Source organism: Agrobacterium sp. CMT1 (assembly GCF_037203725.1).
In the GTDB taxonomy this organism is placed as follows: Bacteria; Pseudomonadota; Alphaproteobacteria; order Rhizobiales; family Rhizobiaceae; genus Agrobacterium; species Agrobacterium pusense.
This window is the reverse complement of the sequence record NZ_JBBCAR010000013.1, coordinates 174,773-196,698: the sequence shown is the minus strand read 5'-3', so window position 1 is coordinate 196,698 and position 21,926 is coordinate 174,773. Positions and strand designations below refer to the sequence as shown.

Annotated in this window: 20 protein-coding genes; 5 read left to right on the top strand and 15 right to left on the bottom strand. The window is 60.1% G+C overall.

The features are described from left to right. Window positions 1–2 precede the first annotated feature (2 nt). Entirely contained in the window at window positions 3–488 is a 486-nt protein-coding gene (locus WA845_RS16025; RefSeq protein ID WP_004437902.1) for an MgtC/SapB family protein, read from the bottom strand. Window positions 489–662: 174 nt separating this feature from the next. Here WA845_RS16025 and WA845_RS16020 point away from each other — a divergent pair, with 174 nt between their 5' ends. After that, on the top strand, window positions 663–1,163 hold the full coding sequence (locus WA845_RS16020) for a YciE/YciF ferroxidase family protein (RefSeq protein WP_044459433.1): 501 nt from the start codon (window positions 663–665) through the stop codon (window positions 1,161–1,163). Between the two features lie 76 nt (window positions 1,164–1,239). Here the strand turns inward: WA845_RS16020 and WA845_RS16015 are convergent, their stop codons facing one another. The 11 genes from WA845_RS16015 to WA845_RS15965 form a co-directional block, all read right to left on the bottom strand. Beyond that, window positions 1,240–3,576: a glucose/quinate/shikimate family membrane-bound PQQ-dependent dehydrogenase gene (locus tag WA845_RS16015; RefSeq protein ID WP_337322449.1), complete on the bottom strand. Its 2,337-nt coding sequence runs from the start codon at window positions 3,574–3,576 to the stop codon at window positions 1,240–1,242. Between the two features lie 93 nt (window positions 3,577–3,669). Beyond that, a complete protein-coding gene (locus WA845_RS16010) occupies window positions 3,670–4,011 on the bottom strand; it encodes a hypothetical protein (RefSeq protein ID WP_112556690.1) in 342 nt (113 codons plus the stop codon). 124 nt (window positions 4,012–4,135) lie between these two features. Further along, window positions 4,136–4,921, bottom strand: a complete 786-nt coding sequence (locus tag WA845_RS16005) for a 3-hydroxybutyrate dehydrogenase (protein WP_004437889.1) — start codon at window positions 4,919–4,921, stop codon at window positions 4,136–4,138. A gap of 4 nt (window positions 4,922–4,925) precedes the next feature. Then, window positions 4,926–6,881 (bottom strand): acetoacetate--CoA ligase, encoded by a 1,956-nt coding sequence (locus tag WA845_RS16000; RefSeq protein ID WP_112556693.1) that lies wholly within the window; start codon window positions 6,879–6,881, stop codon window positions 4,926–4,928. Continuing rightward, window positions 6,878–7,762: a 3-hydroxyisobutyrate dehydrogenase gene (gene mmsB / locus WA845_RS15995; RefSeq protein ID WP_112556695.1), complete on the bottom strand. Its 885-nt coding sequence runs from the start codon at window positions 7,760–7,762 to the stop codon at window positions 6,878–6,880. The genes WA845_RS16000 and mmsB overlap by 4 nt, the downstream gene beginning before the upstream one ends. 13 nt (window positions 7,763–7,775) lie before the next feature. Further along, window positions 7,776–9,371 (bottom strand): GMC family oxidoreductase, encoded by a 1,596-nt coding sequence (locus WA845_RS15990; RefSeq protein WP_112556697.1) that lies wholly within the window; start codon window positions 9,369–9,371, stop codon window positions 7,776–7,778. Window positions 9,372–9,444: 73 nt separating this feature from the next. Then, window positions 9,445–10,452 (bottom strand): branched-chain amino acid ABC transporter permease, encoded by a 1,008-nt coding sequence (locus tag WA845_RS15985; RefSeq protein WP_006698062.1) that lies wholly within the window; start codon window positions 10,450–10,452, stop codon window positions 9,445–9,447. Between the two features lies 1 nt (window position 10,453). Beyond that, complete coding sequence (locus WA845_RS15980; protein ID WP_337322448.1) at window positions 10,454–11,341, bottom strand: branched-chain amino acid ABC transporter permease; 888 nt, start codon at window positions 11,339–11,341, stop codon at window positions 10,454–10,456. Window positions 11,342–11,343: 2 nt separating this feature from the next. Next, window positions 11,344–12,045 (bottom strand): ABC transporter ATP-binding protein, encoded by a 702-nt coding sequence (locus WA845_RS15975; RefSeq protein WP_112556699.1) that lies wholly within the window; start codon window positions 12,043–12,045, stop codon window positions 11,344–11,346. Between the two features lies 1 nt (window position 12,046). Beyond that, a complete protein-coding gene (locus WA845_RS15970) occupies window positions 12,047–12,832 on the bottom strand; it encodes an ABC transporter ATP-binding protein (protein WP_004437874.1) in 786 nt (261 codons plus the stop codon). Between the two features lie 29 nt (window positions 12,833–12,861). Further along, the gene (locus WA845_RS15965; protein ID WP_006698064.1) at window positions 12,862–14,070 is read right to left on the bottom strand and encodes an ABC transporter substrate-binding protein; all 1,209 of its coding nucleotides are present in this window, start codon (window positions 14,068–14,070) and stop codon (window positions 12,862–12,864) included. Between the two features lie 212 nt (window positions 14,071–14,282). Between WA845_RS15965 and WA845_RS15960 the strand changes: the two genes are divergently transcribed. Together WA845_RS15960 and WA845_RS15955 are read left to right on the top strand one after the other, a co-directional pair. After that, the gene (locus WA845_RS15960; protein WP_112555399.1) at window positions 14,283–15,200 is read left to right on the top strand and encodes a LysR family transcriptional regulator; all 918 of its coding nucleotides are present in this window, start codon (window positions 14,283–14,285) and stop codon (window positions 15,198–15,200) included. A gap of 133 nt (window positions 15,201–15,333) precedes the next feature. Then, the gene (locus tag WA845_RS15955) at window positions 15,334–16,356 is read left to right on the top strand and encodes an LLM class flavin-dependent oxidoreductase (RefSeq protein WP_044459600.1); all 1,023 of its coding nucleotides are present in this window, start codon (window positions 15,334–15,336) and stop codon (window positions 16,354–16,356) included. A 188-nt stretch (window positions 16,357–16,544) separates the two neighbouring features. Here the strand turns inward: WA845_RS15955 and WA845_RS15950 are convergent, their stop codons facing one another. Continuing rightward, the gene (locus tag WA845_RS15950) at window positions 16,545–17,663 is read right to left on the bottom strand and encodes a mandelate racemase/muconate lactonizing enzyme family protein (RefSeq protein WP_112555397.1); all 1,119 of its coding nucleotides are present in this window, start codon (window positions 17,661–17,663) and stop codon (window positions 16,545–16,547) included. 280 nt (window positions 17,664–17,943) lie between these two features. On the opposite strand from WA845_RS15950, the gene WA845_RS15945 reads away from it, so the two are divergent. Next, window positions 17,944–18,618: a GntR family transcriptional regulator gene (locus WA845_RS15945; protein WP_108081688.1), complete on the top strand. Its 675-nt coding sequence runs from the start codon at window positions 17,944–17,946 to the stop codon at window positions 18,616–18,618. A gap of 104 nt (window positions 18,619–18,722) precedes the next feature. Next, window positions 18,723–20,192: a mannitol dehydrogenase family protein gene (locus WA845_RS15940; protein WP_112555395.1), complete on the top strand. Its 1,470-nt coding sequence runs from the start codon at window positions 18,723–18,725 to the stop codon at window positions 20,190–20,192. 49 nt (window positions 20,193–20,241) lie between these two features. Here the strand turns inward: WA845_RS15940 and WA845_RS15935 are convergent, their stop codons facing one another. Together WA845_RS15935 and WA845_RS15930 are read right to left on the bottom strand one after the other, a co-directional pair. Further along, on the bottom strand, window positions 20,242–21,087 hold the full coding sequence (locus WA845_RS15935; protein ID WP_004437861.1) for an ATP-binding cassette domain-containing protein: 846 nt from the start codon (window positions 21,085–21,087) through the stop codon (window positions 20,242–20,244). Further along, the gene (locus WA845_RS15930; RefSeq protein ID WP_112555392.1) at window positions 21,084–21,923 is read right to left on the bottom strand and encodes an ABC transporter ATP-binding protein; all 840 of its coding nucleotides are present in this window, start codon (window positions 21,921–21,923) and stop codon (window positions 21,084–21,086) included. Before WA845_RS15930 ends, WA845_RS15935 begins: the two co-directional genes overlap by 4 nt. Window positions 21,924–21,926 lie beyond the last annotated feature (3 nt).

Below are 21,926 nucleotides of genomic sequence, written 5' to 3'. Positions count from 1 at the left end.
GTTCATTCATCCTTGATACCGGTTACCACCTGGATACGGCGAAGCGTCCACAATACGACGATGCCCATTGCTGCGGCGAGCAGAGCGAGCGGCCACATGCCGAGACCGGCCGAGAGGCCGATCGCCGCCGAAAGCCACATGCTTGCGCCCGTCGTCAGCCCCTTGACGTCGCCCTTGGTGTAAACGACCACACCTGCGGCGAGAAAGGCGATACCGGCGGTTACGGCTTCCACCAGTCGGATGGGATCGAGCCGGGCTGCCTCATGCCCTTCCGCCATCGTTTCCATCATATGGATGGTGATGACGCAGAAAGTGACGGCGGCAAGGCCGATGAGCATATTGGTGCGCAGACCAGCGGTGTTTTTGTGAAATTCGCGCTCCAGACCGATCAGGCCGCACAGGATGACCGCGCCGAACACGCGCACCAGCAGCACCTCGAACGGAATGGAAATATTCATGGAAAATTCTTCTGCAAGGCTTTGGGGCACTGTCGCGTCTCCTCCCGGAAATTTCTCCACACTAAGTTCGAAAAGGCGCGATGGTTCCGCACAGCAATATAAACGTTGCGTACAACCGAACCGGAACCATAGGAGCAGCTGAAAGTTTGTTTCCCGTGCGCATGAGCGCACATCGTGCATTTCCACTTCATGGGAGAAGGACCAATGGCCGAGAAGAAACTCGACGACCTGTTTTACGACACGCTGAAGGACATCTACTACGCCGAAAGGCAGATCCTGAAAGCCCTGCCGAAAATGGCGCGGGCGGCGACCGACCCGAAGCTGAAGCAGGCTTTCGAAAAGCACAAGGAAGAAACGCAGGGCCACGTAGAGCGCCTGCAGGAAGTATTCGAGATCATTGGCAAGCGCGCCCAGGGCAAGACCTGCGAAGCCATCCAGGGCATTATCGCCGAGGGCGAGGAAATCATGGAGGATTTCAAGGGCACCCCCGCCCTCGACGCCGGTCTCGTCTCATCGGCCCAGGCGGTCGAACACTATGAAATCGCCCGCTACGGCACGCTGAAGGCCTGGGCGGAAAAGCTCGGCCATACCAAGGCGGTATCGCTGCTCGATGCCACTCTTAAGGAAGAGTCGAAGACCGACGACGCGCTGACCGCGCTTGCCAAGACTTCGGTGAACGCCGCGGCCGAGAAGAAGGCTGCCTGACGCCATCCGCATCGGCTCAAAGAAAAACCGGAATGGTCACCCATTCCGGTTTTTTATTGTCGTCGTAGCCTGAAGGTTACGGCAGGGTGTAGGCGATGACGTAGTCGCCCGGTTTGGTCCCGACGGAACCGTGACCGCCCGCAACCATCACCACATATTGCTTGCCGTTTTCCAGTGCATAGGTCATCGGCGTTGCCTGACCGCCAGCGGGCAGGCGCGCTTCCCAGAGCTGCTTGCCGGTGGTGAGGTCATAGGCCCGCAGATAATTATCCACGGCGGCACCCAGGAAGGCTACGCCGCCCTTGGTGATCATCGGTCCGCCAATTCCCGGCACGCCCACCTTGAAGGGGAGCGGCAGCGGGGTCATGTCATAGACCGTGCCGTTCTTGTGCTTGTAGGCCACATCCCCGGTGCGCAGGTCCGCGCCGGCGACATAACCCCACGGCGGCGCCTGGCAGGGAATCTGCAGCGGGCCGAGGAACGGTCCCATGAAAACGCCATAGGGCGCACCGTCATTACGGTTCAGACCCTGCTCGCTGCCCTTTTCGTCCTGACCCTTCGGCGGAATCTGATTGCGCGGGACGAGCTGGGAGGTGAAGGCGAGATAGGTCGGCATACCGAACATGACCTGCCTTTCAGGATCCACAGCCACACTGCCCCAGTTGAAGGTGCCGAAATTGCCGGGATAGATGATCGAGCCGGTCAGTGACGGCGGGGTGTAGCGGCCCTTGTAGTTCAGCTGGTGGAAGCGGATGCGGCAGGCGAGCTGGTCGAACATGGAGACACCCCACATGTCCTTTTCCTGCAATGGCTCCGGCTTGAACGAGAGGGCCGTTGTCGGCTGCGTCGGCGAGGTGAAGTCCTCGGGGATCGCACCGCCCGGGGCTGGCTCCTCCGTGATCGGCAGAAGCGGCTCGCCGGTGCGCCGGTCGAGAACGTAGATATCCCCCTGCTTCGTTGGCCCGACGAGCGCAGGAACGGTCTGACCATCCTTGGTTATGTCGAGCAACACCGGCTGGGCCGGCACATCCATGTCCCAGAGATCGTGATGAACCGTCTGGCGCACCCAGCGATCCTTGCCCGTATTGATATCGAGCGCGACGATGGAGGAAGAATATTTCTCCACATTCTCGCTGCGGCCCATGCCGAGCTGGTCCGGGACCTGATTACCGAGCGGGACATAAACGAGCCCGAGGCCTTCGTCATAACTGAAGACGGACCAGCTGTTCGGCGAGTTGGTCGTGTAGGTCTCACCGGCCGCAATCGGCTCGGTCTTTTGCGGGTTCCCGGAATCCCAGTTCCAGATGAGCGCACCGCTGTTCACATCGAAAGCGCGGATCACGCCGGATTGTTCCTGCGTGGAGTAATTGTCATTCACCGCGCCGCCGATGATGATCTTGCCCGCAGCAATCACGGGCGGCGATGTCGAATAATAATAGCCGGCGGGATTATATTTCATGCCCTGCTCGAGATGCAGCACACCCTGATCGGCAAAGGAGGTGCAAACCTGGCCGGTGGCGGCATCGAGCGCGATCAACCGTGCATCCGACGTGGGCAGATAGACCCGCTCGGCGCAGGCCGTTCCCGGCGCGGCACCCGGTTCGGCATAATAGGACACGCCGCGGCACGTCTGGTGCTGGCGATCCGGATTGAGGCCGACATTCGGATCGTATTTCCATTTTTCCTTGCCGGTCGCGGCATCGATGGCGATGGCCCAATTATGCGGCGTGCAGATGAAAAGCGTATTGCCGATCTTGAGCGGCGTCACCTGATAGGTGGTTTCGCCCACATCGTCCGGCAGCTTCACGTCGCCGGTCTGGTAACGCCAAGCTTCCTTCAATTGCGAAACATTGTCGACATTGACCTGGGTCAGTGGGGAATAACGCTGCCCATAGGGCGTGCGGCCATATTGATGCCAGTCACCGTCAGGCACATTGCCGCCATAGGCGGGCGTCGCGGACGCCGTTTCCTGCGGCAAGGACCCTGGCTGATCATGCGGGTCCTGTGCCATCGAATATCCGGCAACCGCGATGGAAGCGAGAACGGAAAGCGCCAGCGGCCAGGCATTCGGCCCATAGCTTAGCCCCGTCGGGCTTGCAAAACCGAGTGGCTTCCTCACCCAGGGCACCAAGAGCCAGAGGCCTATCACAATGATAAAACCGCCGCGCGGGCCAAGCTGCCACCAGTCAAAACCGACTTCCCAGACTGCCCACGCAAGTGTTGCGACAATGAAGACGGCATAGACGTGAAGTGCTGCGCGATTGCGCTTGAAGAGCAGAACGGCCGTCAACAGAAAGGCCAGTCCGGAAAGCACATAATAAAAACTGCCCCCAAGCATCACAAGCTGGGAGCCGAAACCGAACAGCGCGAGGCCGATGAGCGTGAGAAAAACTGCAGTGACGGTGACTGCCATGAATGAAACCCCCGATTCCTGTCACTTTGTGTGAAATGAAATCGGGAGCAATATGGTTCCATTCAAACGCCACGAAAATTCATGGCATCTGCGTCACGGGTTCTGTGGCGCCCCCGTGGAGTCCTGCGGGGAAGGGTTTCGCTCCGTTGAAGCCGGCGGCGAAGCACCGCCGTTCGCGGGATTGTTGTCGAAGCTTTCCGAACCCGAGGGCTGCTGCGGGACGGGGGCGTTCTCCGTCTGCGGATTTTGCGGCAGGTTCTCGTCCGGTTCGAAAACCGCGTATTCCACGACAGCCCAGACCACCAGCGCTAACAACACGCTGACGATCAGAATGACAAGAACCGGACGTCCTGTCGATCCTTGCCGTGCCCGTGTGGCCGTCTCCTTTTTCGGAGCATCCCGACCGTCGAGATAGCTGGTATTTTCTCTGGCCATGTCTTTCACTCCCTAAACTCTGTCAATCTAATCCACAGGGAGAGGTTTTGTTCCCGCGAGGGGCCGGCGCATTCGACATGGCGCAATCTGGCCCTTACCGGAAGAGGGCGTCCGGGCCTCTCGGTTATTTCGCGGTCCAGCCGCCATCGATGGAAATGGTGGTGCCGGTGATGGAACGGGCCATATCGCCAGCGAGATAAAGTGCCATTTCGGCGATTTCCTCCGGCTGGATGAAGCGTCTTGTCGGCTGCGGCGCAAGCATCACCTTTTTCACCACATCTTCCTCACTCATGCCGTGTACCCTCGCCTGATCCGCGACCTGCGCGGCCACAAGCGGGGTCCAGACATAGCCGGGGCAGATGGCGTTACAGGTGATGCCGAGTTCGGCAACCTCCAGCGCAACGCTTTTCGTCAGTCCCACCACCGCATGTTTGGTTGCCACATAGGGAGCCTTGAAGGGAGACGCGCGCAAACCATGCGCGGAAGCGATGTTGACGATGCGGCCCCAGCCTCTTTCCTTCATGCCCGGCAAAGCAGCGCGGATGGTGTGAAAGGCGCTGTCGAGAGAAATGGCAACGATGCGGGAAAAATCCGCGAAGTCGAACTCATCGATCGGCGCGACCTTCTGAATGCCGGCATTGTTGACGAGGACATCGACATGGCCGAATTCCGCAATGACCTTTTCAGGCAGATGCGCGCTTTCTTCATAGTTCGCGAGGTTGGCGGAGAAATAGGCCGGCCTTTGCCGCGCCACTTTCCCTACAGCCTCCAGCGCCTGCGTCGCCTCCTCCACCGTTTCTATGCCATGCACAGCGACCAGATAGCCCGCCTCGGCGAAACGCCTGGCGATGGCAAGTCCGATGCCGCTGGTGGAACCGGTGACAAGCACGGTTTTCGGTTGATCCTCCATGGGCCTAGTCCTTCAGCTGCGGCAGGTTGCGGAAAAGTTCGAGCGCTTCGGGATTGGCGAGCGCATCGGCATTCTTCACCGGCCGACCATGGATGGTGTCGCGCACCGCGATTTCGGAAATCTTGCCGGAGCGTGTGCGTGGGATAGCGCTGACAGCAATGATCCTTGCCGGCACATGCCGCGGCGTCGCCCCCGAACGGATGCGGCTGCGGATGGTCTTTTCCAGCTCTTCCGTCAAGGCAGCACCACCCTTCATGCGCAGGAAGAGGATGACCCGCTGGTCCCCGTCGATATCCTGCCCAACGGCAATGGCCTCCTCTACTTCGGGCACGGTTTCCACCTGCCGGTAGATTTCCGCAGTCCCGATGCGCACCCCACCTGGATTAAGCGTCGTGTCCGAGCGTCCATGGATCACATAACCGCCGGAGGGCCGCAGTTCGGCGAAATCGCCATGCGCCCAGATGCCGGGGAAACGATCGAAGTAGGCGGCCTGATAGCGCGAACCATCCTCATCGCCCCAGAATTTCACCGGCATGGACAGATGCGCATTCCGGCAGACGAGTTCGCCGGGAACGCCGCGAACGGAACGGCCCTCATCGTCAAGCGTATCGATATCCATGCCGAGCATCGCGCCCTGCAATTCACCGCGATGAACCGGCTGTAGGGGATTGCCGCCGAGGAAACAGGCGCAGATGTCGGTGCCGCCGGAAATGGAGGCGAGATGCACATCCGCCTTCCAGTCGCGATAGATATAATCGAAGGATTGCGGGATGAGCGGCGAACCAGTGGAGAGAATTGTTCGCAGCGATGAAAGATCATGGCTTTCCCGCGGTTTCAGTCCCGCCTTCAGGCATGCATCGATAAATTTCGCAGACGTGCCGAAAGTGGCGATCCCTTCGGCGTCGATGAGATCGATCAGCCGGCCGGGCGTCGGATAGCCGGGATTGCCATCATAGGTGACGAGGGTGGTACCGAGCGCGAGACCGGAGACCTGCCAGTTCCACATCATCCAGCCGCAGGTGGTGAAATAGAAAAAGCGCTCACCCTCCTTGATATCGCATTGCAGTTTCAGCTCCTTCATGTGCTGAAGAAGCAGGCCGCCGCCGGAATGGGTGATGCATTTCGGCTTGCCTGTCGTGCCGGAGGAATAAAGGATCACCAGCGGCGCCTGGACGGGCAGACGGTTGAAGACAATCTCGCCCGCCGCATAAGGCGCAACGAAAGCCGCAAGCGTGACGCAGCCGAGATCAGTAAGGCTTTCGGGAACGGTTTCACCGATCAGAACGATCTTTTCAGGGGCCGCACTCTCCGCCACGGCGCGGATGGTCGGGCCGACGTCGATGCGTTTACCGGCATAACCATATTCCGGCACGGCGATGATGATTTTCGGGCCGATCTGAGACAGGCGGTCAGAGGCGCCTGCCGGGCCGAAATCCGGAGAGCAGGACGACCAGATGGCACCGATGGCGCTCACGGCCAGATATCCCACAATCGCCTCTATATCATGGGTGACGATCGCCCCGACGCGATCACCTTCCTGCACCCCGGCATGCACGAGCGCCTGCACCATGCGGGACACTGCGTTGTAAAGCCCCTTGCGGCTTATCTCGCGCCTTGTACCATCGTCACGATGAGCGATGATGGCCAACCGCTCATCGGCATCGCGCAGAAGGTTTTCGGCGTAATTCAACCTCGCGCCCGGATAGAACTCAGCCTCCCGGATCGTCGCGCCCGGCTTGAACGCAACGTCGCCGCGCGTGCCGATAATGCCGAGCTCGTCCCACAGCGCATCGTAAAACTCTTCCGGCGCGTCGATGGACCAGCGCAGCAGGCCGGCATAATCATCGGCGGCCTGCCCGTGTATCTTTGCGGTTCTTGTCGCGAAGGCGAAAAGCGCCGAGCGCTTCACCCTCTCTTCCGGCGGCACCCACAGAATGTCAGATGGCGCGGCGGCTGTCATGCTCTGCTCCCGCGCAGCATTTCAACGATGGCGGAAAAATCACGCCCGCCCTGCCCGTCGTCGACGAAGCTCTCATAAAGCGCCGCCGCCGCAGCACCCAGCGGCGTGGAGGCGTCAGCACCATTGGCCGCCTCCTGCGAAAGCTTCAGGTCCTTGAGCATCAAGGCTGCGGCGAATCCGGGCTGGTAATCCTTGTTGGCGGGTGATGTCGGCACCGGACCCGGCACCGGGCAATAGGTGGTGAGCGACCAGCATTGCCCGGAAGAGGTGGAGGCGACATCGAACAGCGCCTGGTGCGAAAGCCCGAGTTTTTCGCCGAGCACAAAAGCCTCGGAAACCGCGATCATGGAAATGCCGAGGATCATGTTGTTGCAGATCTTGGCCGCCTGCCCGTTGCCGCCCTTGCCGCAATGCACAATCTTTTTGCCCATGGCTTCCAGCAGCGGCTTCGCCGCCGAAAAAGCCTCCGCCTCACCACCGCACATGAAGGTCAGGGTGCCGGCGGCCGCACCGCCCGTGCCGCCGGAAACGGGGGCGTCGACCGAAGGGCAACCGGCGGAAGCGGCCAGTTCATGCGCCTTCAATGCGCTTGCCATATCCACGGTCGAGCAGTCGATAAGGAGCGTTCCGGCAGAGATTTTACTAGTCAGATCGTCATAGACCGAAACGACATGTTCGCCCTTGGGCAGCATGGTGATGACCACATCAGCCGCGTTGACTGCTTCGGCAGAATTCGCGGCAACCGGAATGCCCGCCTCCTTTGCCGCTGCACGGCAGGCTTCGGCAAGATCGTATCCCCTGACGGCATATCCCGCCTTGACGAGATTGGCGGCCATCGGCAGGCCCATATGTCCCAGCCCCAGAAAAGCGATGGTCTTCATCGGTAGGTTCCTTTCAGCGATTATCCGCAAGGATCATGTCGGCGGCCTTTTCGGCAATCATGATCGTCGGCGAATTGGTATTTCCGGATGTAATGCGCGGCATCACCGAGGCATCGGCGACGCGCAGCCCGGCGAGCCGGCGGAACTTCAGGCGCGCATCAACGACACTTTCCATATCCGACCCCATGCGCAGCGTGCCGACAGGGTGGAAGATGGTGGTGCCGATATCACCTGCCGCCTTGGCAAGATCATTGTCGTTTTCGAAGGAGGGGCCGGGCCGGTATTCCTCCGGCCTGAAGCGGGAAAAGGCCGGCTGGGCGACGATGCGGCGCGTCAGCCGCATGGCATCTATGGCCACCTTCCGGTCGCCTTCAGTGGAAAGGTAGTTCGGGCGGATTTCCGGTTGCATGGCGAAATCCGGTCCTTTCACATGCACTGAGCCACGGCTTTCCGGCCGCAGATTGCAGACGCTTGCCGTTATGGCGGGAAAAGTGTGAACCGGATCCCCGAACTTGTCGAGCGAAACCGGCTGCACATGATATTCCAGATCAGCGGTTTCCTTTTCCGGCGAAGAGCGGGTGAAGACACCGAGCTGGCTCGGCGCCATCGACATCGGCCCGGAGCGCGTCAGCGCATATTCCAGGCCGATCCGCGCCTTGCCGAAGAGCGTCGAGGCCCGCTCATTGAGCGTCAGAACACCGGCGACCTTGTAGACCATGCGCAGTTGCAGATGGTCCTGCAGGTTCTCGCCCACACCCTGAACCTCCGCCACCGTATCGATACCCGCAGCCTGCAACACATCCCCACGGCCGACCCCGGAAAGCTCCAGAACATGCGGCGAGCCGATTGCGCCGGCGGACAGCACGGTTTCGCGCCGCGCCCGCATTTTTTTCAGGACGCCGTCATGATGGAATTCGACACCCGTCACCCGGTCTTCTTCGATGATGAGCCTTTTGACATGGGCCTTGGTCAAAACGGTGAGGTTCTTGCGGCCAAGCACCGGTTTCAGGAATGCTTTCGCCGTGTTCCAGCGCCAGCCCGCCCGCTGGTTGACATCGAAATAACCGGCCCCTTCATTGTCTCCGCGGTTGAAATCGTCAGTCGCGGGAATACCCGCTTCTCCTGCCGCCTTCTGGAAGGCATCAAGCACATCCCAGCGCACGCGGGCCTTTTCCACACGCCACTCGCCCCCGCTGGAATGCAGGTCACTCTTGCCGCGATAAAAATCTTCAGACTTCAGGAAATAGGGCAGGATGTCGTTCCAGCCCCAGCCTTCGCAGCCAAGCTGCCGCCAGACGTCATAGTCCCGCGCCTGCCCGCGCATGTAGATCATGCCGTTGATGGAGGAGCAGCCGCCCAGCACCTTGCCGCGCGGATAGATCAGCGCGCGTCCATTCAGGCCAGGCTCTTCCGCCGTCTTGAAACACCAGTCCGTGCGTGGATTGTTGATGCAATAGAGATAACCGACCGGAATATGAATCCAGTGGTAGTTATCGTTGCCGCCCGCTTCCAGAAGCAGCACGCGGTTGTTCGGGTCTTTCGAAAGGCGGTTGGCGAGAACGCATCCGGCGCTCCCCGCTCCGATGACGATATAGTCATATTCGCCCATTCTCTTCTCCACACGCCATCCTTGCCGCGTCGTCCCGAACGCGGGGAGGCTTTCCAGGTGTTTTCAAAATTGGCTAGCTGCGGTGCTGAAAGCCGAGTTTCCGCCCCAGCCGGGAAGCATAAAATTCACCGATCAGACCGCGACGGAACACCAGAACGCAGGCCATGAAGACGAGGCCGGTGATGATGGTGACCGGGAAGTCCGAGGTCGCGAGATAGTTCTGCAGGGTCACGACAAGGCCTGCGCCGAAAATCGGGCCGATCATGGTGCCGATGCCGCCGAGCAGCGTCATCAGGATCACTTCACCGGACATCTGCCATGTCACGTCTGTCAGCGTCGCGAACTGGAACACCAGCGCCTTCAGCCCGCCAGCAAGCCCGGCGAGCGCCGCCGACATGACGAAGGCGCCGAGCTTGTAGCGCTGCACGCTATAGCCGAGTGAAATGGCGCGTTGCTCATTTTCACGGATCGACTTCAGGATCATGCCGAACGGCGAATTGACGAAACGCCAGATGACCAGCAGTGCCAACACGAAGGCGGCAAGCACCGTGTAATAGATATTGAGCGGACCATTGAGATCGAGAATACCGAAGAGATGGCCGCGTGGCACGCCCTGCAGGCCGTCCTCTCCATGAGTGAACGGTGCTTGGAGGCAGAAGAAATAGAACATCTGCGACAAGGCGAGTGTGATCATGGCGAAATAGATGCCCTGTCGGCGAATGGCGAAAAAGCCGATGACAAGGCCGAGGAGAGCGGCCCCCGCCATGCCGATGACAAGGCCGATTTCCGGTGTGACACCCCATTCCTTCACCGAATAGGCGGTGAAATAGGCAGCGCCGCCAAAGAATGCCGCATGGCCGAAGGAAAGCAGCCCGGTATAACCGATCAGCAGATTGAAGGCGCAGGCAAAGAGCGCAAAGCAGAGAAGCTTCATCAGGAAGATCGGATAAACGAACATCGGCGCGGCGATGAGAATGGCAAGCCCGGCCAGAATGAGCACCGTCTTGATGGTTGCTGCCGTCGTCGATACTTCCGTCCGCGGCATTGCGCCGGCTGTTGGGCTATGGGTGGCTTTGGACATATCAGGCGTCCTTTCCGAAAAGTCCGGCGGGGCGGATGAGCAGCACAAAGGCCATGATGACGAAGATGACGATATTGGAGGCCTCAGGGTAGAACACCTTGGTGAGGCCCTCGGCGATACCGAGCATGTAGCCGGTGACGATGGCGCCCATGATCGAGCCCATGCCGCCAACGACCACCACCGCAAAGACGACGATGATGAGGTTTGTGCCCATCAGCGGCGAGACCTGATAGATGGGGGCGGCGAGAACGCCGGTGAAACCCGCAAGGCCGGCGCCGAGCGCGTAGGTGAGCGTCAACAGAACAGGCACATTGATGCCGAAAGCCTGCACAAGGGTCGGGTTTTCCGTCGCGGCGCGCAGATAGGAGCCGAGACGCGTCTTTTCGATCAAGGCCCAGGTGGCGATGCACACGATCAGCGAGATCACGACGACGAAGGCGCGGTAGTTCGGCAGGAACATGAAGCCGAGATTGGTGCCGCCTGCGAGTTCGCGCGGCACCGAATAGGGTTGGCCCGCCGCGCCGTAAAGCCACCGGAACGTGCCTTCCACCACCAGCGCCAGGCCGAAGGTGAAGAGCAGACCATAGAGTGGATCGAGATCATAAAGCCGCGACAGAAGGAAACGTTCGATGATCGCCCCAAACAGCGCGACGACGAGCGGCGTGACGATGAGCGCCACCCAGAAATTGATGCCGAAATATTGCAGGCCGAGAAAGGCGACGAAAGCGCCGAGCATATATTGCGCGCCATGGGCAAAATTGATGACGCGCAGCAGCCCGAAGATGACAGCAAGCCCAAGTGACAGCAGCGCATAGAATGAGCCGTTGATAAGGCCGACCAGCAATTGCCCGAGGAGCGACTGAATTGGAACGCCGAAGATCATCGTCATGGTTAAACCCCCAGCACCTTGTTAAGCTCGCCCATGCGGGCGGAAAGCTCCCCCACCGGAAAATCGCCGACCATCTGGCCGTGGTCCATGAGGTAGAAGCGATCGGCGATACGGCTCGCAAACCGGAAATTCTGCTCCACCAGAACCACGGTCATGCCGCGGCTCTTCAGCTTCTGCAAAACCTCTCCAATGCGCTGTACGATGACGGGGGCAAGCCCTTCGGTCGGCTCATCCAGCAGCAGCACCTTGACGCCGGTGCGCAGGATGCGCGCCATGGCCAGCATCTGCTGCTCGCCACCGGAGAGCTTCGTGCCGGGGCTGGTGCGGCGTTCGTAAAGATTGGGAAACAGCTCGTAGATTTCATCGAGCGTCATGCCGCCGGCGGCGACGACGGGCGGCAGCATCAGATTCTCCTCGACACTCAATGTCGCGAAGATGCCGCGCTCCTCCGGCACGAAACCGAGGCCGCATTTTGCGGTGCGATGCAGCGGCACCGGCATTAGATCCTTGCCGCCGAGCTTGATGACGCCCTTGCGGTTGCGGATGATGCCCATGATGGTTCGCAACGTCGTGGTCTTGCCCACGCCATTGCGGCCGAGAATGGTGATGGTTTCGCCCTCGCCGACCGTCAGATCGACGCCGTGCAGCGCCTGGCTTTCGCCATACCAGGATTTCAGGTTGGAGACTTCGAGCATTGCCGCCATATCAAGCCTCCTCCGTGCCCATATAGGCCGTGCGCACGCGCGGATCGGCAGAAACCGTGGCATAATCGCCCTCAGCCAGAATTTCTCCACGCTGCAGAACAGTAACGTGATGGCAGATATCGGCCACGACCTTCAGATTATGTTCGACCATCAGCACCGCGCGGGTCTTTGCCACCTCACGAATAAGCTCGGCCACATGCGAGACATCTTCTCCACCCATGCCCGCCATCGGCTCGTCCAGCAGCAGAACTTTGGGATCAAGCGCCAGCGTAGTCGCGATTTCGAGAACCCGCTTGCGGCCGTAAGACAGATCGGCCGCAAGCGCGTGTTTTTCCCGCGTGAGGCCCACCATGGAGATCAGCTCCTCGGCGCGGGCATTCAGCCTGTCCAGCGAAGAGAGCGGCAGCCAGAACTGCGTTGCAAGGCTGTTGGGCCGCTGCAACGCCACCCGCACGTTTTCCAGAACCGTCAGATGCGGAAACACCGCCGATATCTGGAAAGACCTGACGAGGCCGAGACGCGCCACCTTGTCCGGTGGCGTTTTTGTTATATCCGTTCCCATGAAGGTGATCGCCCCGCCTGTCGGCTGGAGAAACTTGGTCAACAGGTTGAAAACCGTTGTCTTGCCGGCGCCGTTGGGGCCGATCAGCGCATGGACGCGGGCGTGATGCACGTCGAGATCGACGTTTTTCACGGCTGCGAATGCGCCGAAGGTCTTGGTGAGACCACGCGCCGAAAGAACGACGCGAGGTTCTGCCTGCCCGGCGGGGGCGGGAGCGATCGTCATGAAACTTTCCCCTTTATTGCGTCAGTCTTTTATTGCGTCACCAGCGGGCAACCGCTCTTTGCGGGGTCCATGAAGGCTTCCTTGCCGGGGATGGTGGCGAGAACCTTGTAATAATCCCAGGGCTGCTTGCTTTCGTCAGGCTTCTTCACTTCCATGAGGTACATGTCGTGGATCATCCGACCATTGGCGGCCACATGGCCATCCTTGGCGAAGACGTCGTTGACAGGCATTTCCTTCATGGCCTTGGCGACGGCGTCTGCATCGTCGGTGCCGGCCTTCTCGATCGCCTTCAGATAATGCAAGACAGCGGAATAGGTGCCGGTGTGAACCATGTTCGGCATGGCCCCGGTGCGTTCCTTGAAGCGCTCGCCAAACTTGCGCGATTCATCGTCGCGGTCCCAATAAAAACCTTCCGTCAGTGTCAACCCTTGAGCTGCCTCAAGGCCGAGACCATGGACTTCGGCTAGCGTGAAGAGAAGCGCTGCAAGGCGCTGGCCACCTGCAACGATACCGAATTCCGCAGCCTGTTTGATGGCGTTGGAGGTGTCGAGACCGGCATTGGCAAGACCGATAACCTTCGCGCCCGAAGACTGCGCCTGCAGCAGGAAGGACGAATAGTCGGTGGTTGCGAGCGGATGGCGCACGGAGCCCAGCACCTTGCCGCCATTGGCCTTGACGAAATTGGACGTATTTTCTTCCAGCGAATAACCGAAGGCATAGTCGGCTGTCAGGAAGAACCAGCTGTCGCCGCCCTGTTTGACGAGTGCGCCACCGGTGCCGACAGCCAGCGAATAGGTGTCATAGGCCCAATGAAAACCATAGGGGCTGCACTGCTTGCCGGTCAGCTCTGTGGTGGCAGCACCCGTGTTGACGGTGATCTTCTTCTTGTCCTTCGAAAGTGCCTGCACGGCAAGGCCCACCGATGACGAGGTCAGTTCCATGATGGAGTCGACCTGTTCGGTGTCGTACCACTGTCGGGCAATATTGGAGGCAACGTCAGCCTTGTTTTGGTGGTCGGCGGTCACCACTTCCACCGGCGCACCGAGCACCTTGCCGCCAAAATCCTCGACCGCCATCTTCGCGGCTTCATAGGAGTATTTGCCGCCGAAATTGGCGTAAACGCCGGACTGGTCGTTCAGGATACCGATCTTGACCTTGCCGTCCGAAATCTCGGCGGCATAAGCGGCGGTGCCGGCGGCCAGTGCCATGGCCGTGGATAAAACGATACTCTTGCGCATGACTTCTCCTCCCAGAGATGATTGCGAGCCTCAGATTGTCTGTGCAGCAGTGAACCGAAACCCTGCACATGAATGGCCGCACCGCCCTCCTCAAAGCGGCGCATCCTGAGCGTAGACTTCTCGAATTCGGCCGTTGACACAAGAGCGTGTCATCATCAAATTGCGAACAGGGACTGTTCATTTTTGAACAGAACTCTTGATGGGAGACAATTATGGCGACCCCTTTCACCTGGGACGACCTGCAATATTTCCTGGCCGTGGCCCGCACCGGGCAGCTCTCATCCGCCGCCAGAAGCCTGCGCACCAGCCACGCCACCGTCTCCCGCCACATCGACCGGCTGGAATTTTCGCTTAAAACCAAGCTCTTCGAGCGGAACCCGCGCGGTTATGAGCTGACGACGGTGGGGCGGCGACTGGTCGATACCGTCGAGCGCATAGAGGCAGAGGCTGAACGGCTGCAATCGGATATTTCCGAAAGCGGCAGCCTGCTGCGCGGCGTTGTGCGCCTGAGCGCTCCCGAAGGTTTTTCCAATTTTTTCTTCGTCGAGAGGCTGAAGGACTTCGCCGCCACCCATCCCCACATCATGGTGGAAATGGTGACGATCCAGCAGATCATGGCGCTTTCCCGAAAGGAGGCGGATGTGGCTGTCACGCTCGATCCGCCGAAGGCCGGTCCCTATATCAATGAACAGATCATCGATTACACTCTGCATATTTACGCCTCACGGTCCTATCTCGCCGGACAGCCGAAAATCACGAAGCGGGAAGACCTGCTCGACCACTTCTTCATCGGCTACGTGCAGGATCTGATCTTTTCACCCGGCCTCGACTACATGCGCGATGTGCTTCCGGGCCTGCGGCCAAATTTCCAGTCTTCGAGCATTTTTGCGCAACTGACCGCCACGCTTGGTGGCCGAGGGCTTTGCATCCTGCCGAATTTCATCGCCGCGCGCTTCCCGGATTTGCAGATGGTGCTTCCGGGTGAGGTCGAGCTGCGGCGAGGTTACTGGCTCACCAGCCATCAGGACTTTGCCAATGTGCCACGGGTGCGCTCCTTGATGGATTTCATCCTCACCACCGCGCGCGCCCACGAAAGGCTCTTTATTCTCAAGCGCGGCATCATGGTCTGAAGTCGCGATCGTTCACATTTCGGCGACACCCTGTCTTCGTCTCGCAGGTTGGAGGATCTGCGCCGTTGCTTATATGAGGGATAACAACGATGTCGCTGCACTAGCGGACATCCTCCAAATCTGGAAGGTCATTATGAAAAAGATCGGATTCCTATCCTTCGGCCACTGGACGCCCTCCCCCCAGTCGCAGACCCGCTCGGCGGCCGATACGCTGCTGCAGTCGATAGACCTCGCCGTGGCCGCAGAAGAACTGGGGGCTGACGGCGCCTATTTCCGTGTGCACCATTTCGCCCGTCAGCTGGCCTCGCCCTTCCCGCTTCTGGCCGCCGTCGGCGCCCGCACGAAAAAGATCGAGATCGGCACCGGCGTCATCGATATGCGTTACGAAAACCCGTTCTACATGGTGGAGGACGCCGGTTCGGCCGACCTCATCGCCGGTGGACGCCTGCAGCTCGGCATCAGCCGCGGCTCGCCGGAGCAGGTCATCGATGGCTGGCGTTATTTCGGTTATCGCCCGGCCGAGGGCCAGAGCGAAGAAGATATGGCGCGTCAGCACACCGAGGTCTTCCTCGAGCTTTTGAAGGGCGAAGGCTTTGCCGAGCCGAACCCGCGGCCGATGTTCCCCAACCCGCCGGGTCTTCTGCGGCTGGAGCCGCATTCCGAAGGCTTGCGCGAGCGCATCTGGTGGGGCTCGAGCTCCAATGCAACGGCAGTGTGGGCGGCAAAGCTTGGCATGAACCTGCAAAGCTCCACGCTGAAGACGGACGAAACCGGTGAGCCTTTCCACGTCCAGCAGGCCCAGCAGATCCGCACGTTCCGGGAAGCCTGGAAGGAGGCCGGGCATGCGCGTGAGCCACGCGTCTCCGTCAGCCGCAGCATCTTCGCCCTCGTGAATGATCGCGACCGCGCCTATTTCGGTTACGGTAACGAAGGCGACGACAAGATCGGCTATATCGACGACAAGACGCGTGCGATCTTCGGACGCAGCTATGCCGCCGAACCGGAAAAGCTGATCGAACAGCTGAAGGCCGACGAAGCCATCGCCGAAGCTGACACGCTGCTGCTGACCGTGCCGAACCAGTTGGGCGTCGATTATAACGCCCATGTGATCGAGACCATCCTGAAGCAGGTAGCGCCGGCACTTGGCTGGCGCTAAATCTGGAAAAATCGTATCATCCACACGCCGTCACCCCGGACTTGATCCGGGGTCCAGCGCGATCAAGTCTTTGATCGCAAAAGAGTCTTTTTACGGCGCAGACGCGCCGTGGCTGTATGCCGGATCTAGTCCGGCATGACGGAGGACGTGCTTTCCCTCCGTTAAAATCCGGGCGGTATACCGCTGCTCTAGTTCAGCGCCTTGCCGTAACGCACGAAGCTTTCCGCCAGTGGTGTCGTGCTCGCACCCGGCTGCTCAGGCCGTTTGTAGACACCATCCCGCACCTGGATCGGTTCTTCGAAATGATCCTTGATCCACGGAATATATTCGAGAATGGTCGACGCCGGATGCCAGTAGCTCAGATGCACATGCACCTGGCTCATCTCGCCGGCATGCGGCACGACAGGCAGGCGATGGGCGAGTGCCAGATCGGCAACCTGGATATATTCGGTGACGCCGCCAAGCCGTGTTACATCCGGCTGGACATAAGCGACGGCGCCGGCATCGATGAAGGAACGGAACGCATCCACCGTATAAAGCTGCTCGCCGAGCGCAATCGGGATAGTGGTATTGCGCGCCAGTCGGGCATGGCTTGTCACATCGTCATACCAAAGCGGCTCCTCGAACCAGTAGATGTCCAGATCCCTCGCTGCCGCACAGAAGCGCTGGCATATGGGCAAATCCCATTTGCCGTTGCCATCGATGGCGATGCGGATGGATGAGCCGACGCGTTTGCGGACGGCAGCAAGCCGGGCGATATCGATATTCGGGTCGTCATGCCCGACCTTGATTTTCAGCCGGGTGAAACCGTCTTCCTCCACCGCCCTTGAGCTGCCTGCAAGCAAATCGTCCAACGAGAAGGAAAGCCAGCCGATATCGGTATTATAAGCTTCCACTGCCGCCGTGCGTGCGCCGCCGAGATAGTGCCACAGCGGCACGCCTGCCTTTTTCGCTTTCAGGTCCCAGAGAGCCACATCGATCGCAGCTAACGCCAGATGGGTGATGCCAGCCCTGCCGACCCATTGGAGTGAGGGATAACGAGCGAGCTTCATCCAAAGCCGTGAATGCTCCGACGCATCCTCGCCGACGAGCAAGGGCGCGTAACAATCGCTGATGCAGGATGTGATCAGCCTGTCCGACGCCAGATGCGCATGGGTGCCGGTGAAACCATAGCCCTCGAGGCCGTCACAGGTGGTGATCTTTGCGCCGACAACACCCCAATGGGTGATGCTGTGGGTGGAATCGGAAATGGAGTCCGATGTCAGCGGCAGGTGCAGGATGAAGGGTTCGACGGCGGTAATTTTCATGATCGGTCATTCCTCGATGCTTGAACGCTTCTGGGGAGGAAAGGCGGAAGTCCCTTTCTGAGACACGCTTTGCCGACTGGGCGGGTGAAATCGCGTCATCTCCCGCGTCCAATGGTTGAACGAGTCAAACCGTCAGGGGATTGCCGGACCGCCCTCCTCCGGCAGCCGGCTTCCGATGGCAGATAGAGCTAACGGAAAAACGGATTTTGTAAAATAAAAAATTTTTTATTTTTAATATTCGATCATTGCCTGCTTCGCAAAGCTGGGCGATGATGTGGGCATGAACACACTCGTCAAAGTCACGCTCGCCGAACAGGCGCACCGGGAACTGCGCGCACGCATCGTCAGCGGCAAATTGCGCGGCGGCGAACGTCTGCTGCCAAATGAACTTGCCGCCGATCTCGGCATCAGCCCGACGCCGGTCAAGGAAGCCTGCCTGAAACTCGAGGCGGATGGGCTGGTGGTCAATTCGTCCCGGCGCGGGATGGTGGTGCGCGACTTCACGGTCGAGGATGTGGAGGAACTATACGCGGCCAGGATGCTGCTTGAAAAAGGTGCGGTGGAAGTGGCCTTCGATGCCGGGCAGCTGGACGGAACGCTGCACGTGGCACTGCTGGAAAGCCTCGACAAACATCGCGCCTTCGCCAAAGGCTCGACGCTGGATGAATTGTCGAAAGCGCTTTTCTACGACCGCAGTTTCCACGCGACCCTGGTCGCAGCGGCGCGCATTCCGGTCATTTCCGGTTCGCATGAGCGCATTCTAGACCAGACCCACACGGTCTTCGTCTCGATCCTCGGTGATTACGCCCGTTCGGTCGAGGAGCACCAGAATATTGCCGATGCCATTGCCGCCGGCAGCAAGGCCCAGATCATCGATGCGCTGTGGCGGCACCTGGAGCGCAGCCGCCAGAACACGCTGCGTCAGGTCCGATTGCTCAAAGAGGCCGGCGCCTGATCATTTAAAAGACAAGTGGAGGACTGCATGCACGAAAACCACGGGGTCGCGATTCCATCAGCGCGAGCCGAGACCATCTCATTCCACAGGGGGATTTTGTGCTGATGATGGACCGGCTTTCCGCTAGAACCCTGCCCCGCCTGCCGCACACGGTCACGACCCCTGCCTATGAGCGCGTGAAAATCACGCCCGGCATCGTGCATCTCGGCGTCGGCGCCTTTCACCGGGCGCATCAGGCGGTTTTCATCGACGATTGCCTCAATCGCGGCGAAACAGGATGGGGCATCGTCGCCGCATCGCTGCGCAGCCCGGACACCCGCGACGCCATCGAACCGCAGGATAATCTCTACACCTTCTGCCTTCGCGATGGCCAAAGCGAGCGCCTGCGCATCGTCGGCTCGATTCTTGAAACCGTCGTCGCCCCGGAAAACCCGGAACGACTGGTGGAGCGGATGGCCGACCCGCGCGTTCTCATCGTGACCCTGACCGTGACGGAAAAGGGTTACCTGACCAATCTCGCCTCCCGCAGCCTGCTGCGCGACCATCCCGATATCGTCCACGATCTCGAAAACCCGGAGCGGCCGCGCTCGATCTTCGGCTTCATCCTTGCAGCGACCCGGCGCAGACGTGCCGAAGGCTCCCTGCCGCTGACGCTGCTGTCCTGCGACAACCTGCCCGCCAACGGCCACATGCTGCGAAAGCTGCTGCTGGAATTCGCGAGCCTTGCGGATCAGGAACTGGCCTCCTTCATCGAAGCCAATATTGCCTGCCCCTGCTCGATGGTGGACCGTATCGTTCCCGCCACCACGGATGCGGACCGGGATGCGATTTCGGCCGCACTCGGCCTCAGCGATGCATGGCCGGTCGTCGCGGAACCTTATTTCCGTTTCGTCATCGAAGACCGTTTTCCCCATGGCAGGCCGGCGCTTGAGAAATCAGGCGTGGAATTCGTCGATGATGTCGAACCTTACGAGCATATGAAGCTGAGGATGCTGAACGGCTCCCACAGCGCCATCGCCGCCATCGGCCAGATTGCCGGCCTTGCGACGGTGGCAGATGCCTGGGCTGAAAAGACCGTGCGCGACTTCATCGACGTCTATTGGCGTGAGGTCGGACGGACGCTGGACCCTGCCGTCGATGGTTCTGAATTCGCAGCCGGCCTGCGGCAGCGTTTCGCCAATCCCTCATTGCAGCACAAGACCATGCAGATCGCCTCCGATGCGTCGCAGAAAGTGCCGCTGCGGATACTTTCACCACTACGAGAATTGCTGGCGAAAAAGGCTGAGTGCGGAGCGGTCATTTTTGCCGTCGCGCTGTGGATCAGGTCCTGCGCAGAGGAGGATGAAAAGGGGCAGCCGATCACCATTCTCGACCCCGCCTTCAGAGAGTGGGATGCGCCGGATCAACTGGCGATGGCTCCGGATGCGGTGGTCGACCGCTTCCTCGCTTTCGAACGCACCTTTGGCAGCGACCTGCCCGCCAACGAAACCTTTGTCCTAGCCCTGAAAGCCGCCTATCGCAACATTCGCGAGCAGGGCGCGCTGGCGGCAATTGGGCGATTCCTGAAGTCCTGAAAAAAGAACAGGCCGGAAATCCGGCCTGCTCCCAACCTTTCGTCAACCGTCAGGCTGTCGCCGCCTGTCTCGCCGCCTTGCGGCGCTCCACGCGGGCGCGAATGGCATCGACGTCAGTGATCGGGGTCGCGGCGAAGAGCTGACGGGTATAGGGGTGCTTCGGATCGGCGAAAAGTTCCTCGCGCGTGCCCTGCTCCACCGCCTCGCCCTTGGAGATGACCATCACGTCATCAGCAATGTAACGCACCACGGAAAGATCGTGGCTGACGAAGACGTAGGTCAGTTCGAATTCCTCCTGCAGATCGCGCAGCAGGTTCAAGACCTGTGCCTGCACCGAAAGATCGAGTGCCGAGACCGGCTCGTCCAGCACCAGCAGCGCCGGGTTCAGCATCAGTGCACGCGCAATGGCGATGCGCTGGCGCTGGCCGCCGGAGAACATGTGCGGATAACGGTTGAAATGCTCAGGACCAAGGCCGACCTTGACGAGCATGGCTTCAGCCCGCTCGCGGCGCTCGGAAGCAGGAATCTTCGTGTTGATGATGAGTGGTTCCATCAGCACGTCACCCACCTTCTGGCGCGGATTGAGGCTGCCATAGGGGTTCTGGAACACCATCTGCACCTTGGAGCGCATTTCCGTGCCGGGACGGCGCCTGGCGATATCGACCGGCTGGCCATCGATCTTCAATTCACCGCCGGAAGCCGGATCGATGAGGGCAATGATGCGAGCCAGCGTCGACTTGCCCGAGCCGGATTCACCGACAATGGCGAGCGTCTTGCCGCGCTCGACGGCGAAATCGATGCCCTTCAGGGCCTGCACCATCCTCGCACCGCCGAACAGGCCGCCGGGAACGTGATAGTCGCGGGTAATGCCCTTGCCTTCAACCACGATACTCATCGAAAGCCCTCCTTGCCGAAGAAATCGGAGACGGTGGGCAGACGGTCGCCGGTGGCATTTTCCGGCAGGGCCGAAAGCAATGCCTTGGTGTAGGGATGCTGCGGGGCTTCGAAGAGGCTCAGCACATCCGCCTCCTCCATCTTGCGGCCCTTATATTGCACGACGACACGATCGGCGGTCTCGGCAACCACGCCCATATCGTGGGTGATGAGGATCAGCGCCATGCCATATTCTTCCTGCAGCTTCATCAGTAGGTCGAGGATCTGCTTCTGAATGGTCACGTCGAGCGCGGTCGTCGGCTCGTCGGCGATCAGGAGACGCGGCTTGGAGGCGATCGCAATGGCGATCATCACGCGCTGGCACTGCCCGCCCGACATCTGGTGCGGATAGGCTTTGAGCTTGGATTCCGGATCGGGAATACCGACAGCACGGAATAGCTCCAGCGCGCGGGCGCGGGCGGCAGCGCCGCTCATGCCGAGATTGAGGCGAAGCACTTCCTCGATCTGGAAGCCGACCGTGAAGGACGGATTAAGCGAGGCGACCGGCTCCTGGAAGATCATGGTGATCTCACGGCCGATCAGCTTGCGGCGCTCCTGCGGCGACATGGCCAGCAGATTGATGCCGTCAAAGACCATCTCATCGGCGGTAATCGTCGCCGTATCCGGCAGCAGGCCCATGACGGCGAGCATCGATACCGATTTGCCCGAACCGGATTCACCGACGATGGCCAGCACTTCGTGTTTGTCCACGGACACATCAATGCCGTCGACGGCGGTGAAGGCACCGGTGGCGGTGGCGAATTTCACCGTCAGGTTCTTGATTTTCAGCAGGCTCATATC